This window comes from Kluyvera sp. (genome assembly GCF_965301105.1).
Map to the genome: position 1 here is coordinate 1 of NZ_CBDKZX010000142.1, position 5,044 is coordinate 5,044.

A 5,044-nucleotide genomic window follows, 5' to 3' on the forward strand; every position below is an offset into this window, starting at 1 on the left:
GTGGCTTCGCTGTCGTAGTGGTAATTATGCTGGCCATCGACCTGCTGTTGCAGGGGCGTCGTGGCGCGCATACGATGTCAATGAAGCAGGCTGCAGCCTGGTCTATCGTCTGGGTAACGCTGTCGTTACTGTTTAACGCCGCCTTCTGGTGGTACCTGGCGGAAACCCAGGGGCGCGCCGTTGCCGACCCACAGGCGCTGGCGTTCCTTACCGGCTATTTGATCGAAAAATCACTGGCAGTAGATAACGTCTTTGTCTGGTTGATGCTCTTCAGCTACTTCTCCGTGCCGCCTGCGTTGCAGCGTCGGGTACTGGTGTATGGCGTGCTGGGTGCGATTGTGCTGCGTACGATCATGATCTTCGCGGGCAGCTGGCTTATCACCCAGTTTGAGTGGCTGTTGTACGTGTTCGGCGCGTTCCTGCTGTTTACCGGCGTGAAGATGGCGCTGGCGAAAGAAGATGCCTCCGGTATTGGCGACAGACCGTTAGTACGCTGGCTGCGCGGCCATTTACGCATGACCGATACCATTGAGAGCGAGCACTTCTTCGTGCGCAAAAACGGCCTGCTGTTTGCCACCCCGCTGCTGCTGGTGCTGATCCTGGTTGAGCTTAGCGACGTGATTTTTGCGGTGGACAGCATCCCGGCTATCTTTGCGGTCACTACCGACCCGTTCATCGTGCTGACCTCTAACCTGTTTGCGATCCTCGGTCTGCGTGCCATGTATTTCCTGCTGGCAGGCGCGGCGGAACGCTTCTCGATGCTGAAGTATGGTCTGTCGGTGATCCTGGTGTTTATCGGTATCAAGATGCTGATCGTCGATTTCTACCATATCCCGATCGCTATCTCGTTAGGCGTGGTATTTGGCATTCTGTTTGTGACGCTGATTGTTAACGCATGGGTCAACCACCAGCACGATAAAAAGCAGCAAATACAGTAAGTTTCATCTGCTAGCTGAAAAGCCCGACAGCACACTGCGTGCGTCGGGCTTTTTGTTTATCATGTCAAAATAATGTTAAGTTAAAGTTATAAAATATGATCTCAACGCGGAATCCAGGATATTTCGCTTCCAGAACCCCGTTCTTTCCTTATACTCAGCCATGCAAACATTTGCCAGATCCTGAAAGATGCGTCAACAGAACGCACAAAGGTAAGGCAACAACACAATGAAAGGATCACGACATGACTACGCAACGTTCATCGGGGCTACTCTCGCGTTTGGCGCAAGGGAGCCTGGTTAAACAAATTTTGATCGGTTTGGTACTGGGGATTTTACTGGCACTGGTGTCAAAACCTGCGGCTGAAGCCGTTGGTTTGCTGGGTACGCTGTTCGTCGGCGCATTAAAAGCCGTCGCGCCAATTCTGGTTCTGATGCTGGTGATGGCTTCTATCGCCAACCACCAGCACGGGCAAAAAACCAATATCCGCCCCATTCTGTTCCTCTACCTGCTCGGAACATTTTCAGCGGCATTAACCGCCGTTGTCTTCAGCTTTGCTTTCCCATCAACACTGCATCTTTCCAGCAGCGCGGGGGATATCGTACCGCCATCCGGGATTGTGGAAGTGATGCGTAGCCTGCTGATGAGCATGGTTTCTAACCCAATTGATGCTCTGCTGAACGCCAACTATATCGGTATTCTGGTATGGGCTGTCGGCCTGGGCTTTGCACTGCGCCACGGCAATGAAACGACCAAAAATCTGGTCAATGATATGTCCAACGCCGTCACCTTTATGGTGAAGCTGGTGATTCGTTTCGCGCCAATCGGTATCTTTGGTCTGGTCTCCTCCACGCTGGCAACCACCGGTTTCGCCACGCTTTGGGGCTACGCCCAACTGCTGACCGTACTGGTAGGCTGTATGCTGCTGGTGGCATTTGTGGTTAACCCACTGCTGGTCTTCTGGAAAATTCGCCGTAACCCGTATCCGCTGGTGCTGGCCTGTCTGCGTGAAAGCGGCGTGTATGCCTTCTTTACCCGCAGTTCGGCGGCAAATATTCCGGTGAACATGGCACTGTGTGAGAAACTGAATCTGGATCGTGATACCTATTCGGTGTCTATTCCGCTGGGCGCCACCATCAATATGGCGGGCGCGGCGATCACCATTACCGTACTGACGCTGGCGGCGGTGAATACGCTGGGTATTCCGGTCGATTTACCGACGGCGCTGTTACTGAGCGTGGTGGCTTCGCTGTGTGCCTGTGGTGCATCGGGCGTGGCGGGCGGTTCTCTGCTGCTGATCCCGCTGGCGTGCAACATGTTCGGTATCCCGAATGACATCGCCATGCAGGTTGTTGCCGTTGGCTTTATCATCGGCGTATTGCAGGACTCATGTGAAACGGCGTTGAACTCTTCTACAGACGTCCTGTTTACCGCTGCAGCCTGCCAGGCTGAAGACGAGCGTCTGGCAAATAACGCTCTGCGCGGCTAATCCCTGCGCCCCTCCGTCATCGGGCGGAGGGGCTCTTTTCTTGTACGCTTTTTTCAATTTTGAACGGATCAATTCCGCGTTTTTGCATCCGCCGGAAGCGAATAATGTTCAGGCCGTTCATCACCAGAAAACTCCCTTCGATCATCGTCCCACCAATCGACCCTAGCCAGAAATTATGGATAACCCAACAGGCGGTTGCGCACCACATGACGCAGCGCACGGTTAACCCTTTGCAGCGAAACAGCGCCCAGGTGCTGGCCAGCGTGCCAATTATCGGCAACAGCTCCATCGCATGCTGTAATTTCGCCAGCCCGAGAACCAGGGTGAGGACAATAAAAACGGTCATTACCCACAGTTTGCGGGTATGCATTGAGACAAGTGTGCGGATGGTGTTGAGTTCTGCGCTCATTCCCGCAGGCCAGGCACCCATCAGGAAAAAATGCACGCCGATGGTGGCGCTATAGACAGCGAGTTGCAGCCGGAACCGGCGCTCATCGCGATTGAAAAAGGTGGTAATACCGATCAGAAAGGCGATGACACCTACGCCCTGGGCCAGCCAATACGCGGTCATGCAAGCAACCCCAATTCTATCTCGTAGGCCGGATAAGGCGAGTTCGCCGCCATCCGGCAACGGTTTGTGCCTGATGGCGCTGCGCTTATCAGGCCTACGGTTTGCGCAGACCTGCATGCAGGTACCATCAGGTATTTACTACAACGTTACGCCGCTTTTAAATATCGCTAACTCTCTAAAATCATTCCGCTCGTTGCAGGTTTGCTTGCCGTTGGCGAACTCGACGATGGTATCGACAAATTCTTCCAGTAACTGCGGCATCGCTTTGCCGTGGATCAACTGTCCAGCGTCAAAGTCGATCCAGTGCTTTTTCTTCGCCGCCAGCTCGCTGTTGGTAGCAATTTTCACCGTCGGCACAAAACCACCGTACGGCGTACCGCGACCGGTACTGAACAGCACCATATGACAGCCCGCGCCCGCCAGGGCACTGGTCGCCACCGCATCGTTACCCGGTGCGCTCAGCAGGTTCAGACCATGCGTCTTCAGACGTTCGCCGTAGCGCAGTACGTCCACCACCTGGCTGGAGCCTGCTTTTTGCGTGCAGCCGAGAGATTTATCTTCCAGCGTGGTGATACCGCCCGCTTTGTTGCCCGGCGATGGGTTCTCGTAGATCGGCTGGTCGTGAGCAATGAAGTACTGCTTGAAGTCATTGACCATGGTGACCAGCTTGCCGAACGTTTCTTCATCGCGGCAGTGGTCCATCAGCAGTTGCTCGGCGCCGAACATTTCCGGTACTTCGGTCAGTACGGTGGTGCCGCCGTTGGCAATCACGTAGTCAGAAAAACGCCCCAGCATCGGGTTGGCGGTAATACCGGACAGGCCGTCAGAGCCGCCGCATTCCAGACCAAACTTCAGCTCACCCAGTTTACCCGGCTCACGCTTATCGTTACGCATCACGTTGTACAACTGGTGAAGATGTTCAATCCCCGCTTCCACTTCGTCTTCCTGATGTTGGCAGACCATGAAGTGAACGCGCTCAGGATCGTACTCGCCTAAGGTTTCGCGGAAGGCATCAACCTGGTTGTTTTCACAACCAAGGCCAACCACCAGCACCGCACCCGCATTCGGGTGACGCACCATGTTTTGCAGCATGGTGCGGGTGTTAATGTGGTCGTCGCCGAGCTGTGAACAGCCGTAGGTGTGGCTGAAGAGATGCACGCCGTCGATTCCTTCGGCGTCGTTAGTCTCTTTCAGAAAACGGTTCTGCATCTGGCGCGCCATGGCGTTAACACAGCCTACCGTCGGTAGGATCCACAGTTCGTTGCGCACGCCAACATCGCCGTTGGCACGACGGTAGATCTGCACATCGCGATCCGCCGGTTGTGCAACTTCCGCCTGAAAATCAGGGTGGTAGCTATACGTGTCCAGGTCGCTCAGATTGGTGCGCGTGTTGTGAGCATGAATATGCTCACCCGCCGCAACGTCCACCAGCGTATGGCCAATTGGCAAACCGTATTTAATGACGTTTTCGCCTTTCGCAATATCGCATAAGGCGAATTTATGGCCACGAGAGACCGCCTGACGCAGGATTACCGCCTGCCCATCAACGGTGACTTCGGTTCCTTCAGCCAAATCAGCGAGCGCTACCGCGACGTTATCCAGCGCATGGATCTTGATGTATTGCATACCTTCACCCAGACCTTAGTTCAGTTCAATGCCGAAGTAGTCACGCGCATTGTTAAAGCAAATGTTTTTCACCATCTCACCCAGCAGCTGGATGTCGGCAGGCGCTTCGCCCGCGGCAACCCAACGGCCAATCATCTGGCACAGAATACGGCGGAAGTATTCGTGACGAGTGTAAGACAGGAAGCTACGGCTGTCGGTCAGCATACCGACGAAGCGGCTCAGCAGGCCCAGCTGTGCCAGCTGAGTCATCTGACGTTCCATACCGTCTTTCTGATCGTTGAACCACCAGCCGGAACCGAACTGCATCTTGCCCGGCATACCTTCGCCCTGGAAGTTGCCGATCATGGTGCCCAGCACTTCGTTATCACGCGGGTTCAGGCAGTAGAGAATGGTTTTCGGCAGCAGGTTCTGTTCATTCTGCT

General features: G+C 54.6%; 5 protein-coding genes. 2 read left to right on the forward strand and 3 right to left on the reverse strand.

Translation table 11 applies throughout. The annotated features are described in order from the left end of the window. Together ACW14G_RS22140 and sstT are read left to right on the forward strand one after the other, a co-directional pair. The coding region (locus tag ACW14G_RS22140) for a TerC family protein (protein WP_455648812.1) at positions 1-938 on the forward strand (938 nt) is incomplete at its 5' end. 242 nt (positions 939-1,180) lie between these two features. Then, positions 1,181-2,425 (forward strand): serine/threonine transporter SstT, encoded by a 1,245-nt coding sequence (gene sstT, locus ACW14G_RS22145; RefSeq protein ID WP_100271879.1) that lies wholly within the window; start codon positions 1,181-1,183, stop codon positions 2,423-2,425. A 16-nt stretch (positions 2,426-2,441) separates the two neighbouring features. Here the strand turns inward: sstT and ACW14G_RS22150 are convergent, their stop codons facing one another. The 3 genes from ACW14G_RS22150 to ACW14G_RS22160 form a co-directional block, all read right to left on the reverse strand. Then, positions 2,442-2,996, reverse strand: a complete 555-nt coding sequence (locus ACW14G_RS22150) for a YgjV family protein (protein WP_455648813.1) — start codon at positions 2,994-2,996, stop codon at positions 2,442-2,444. A 138-nt stretch (positions 2,997-3,134) separates the two neighbouring features. Continuing rightward, positions 3,135-4,622: a UxaA family hydrolase gene (locus tag ACW14G_RS22155; protein WP_455648814.1), complete on the reverse strand. Its 1,488-nt coding sequence runs from the start codon at positions 4,620-4,622 to the stop codon at positions 3,135-3,137. Positions 4,623-4,637: 15 nt separating this feature from the next. Next, positions 4,638-5,044, reverse strand: a 407-nt coding sequence (locus ACW14G_RS22160) for a glucuronate isomerase (RefSeq protein ID WP_455648815.1), incomplete at its 5' end; no start/stop codon positions are given.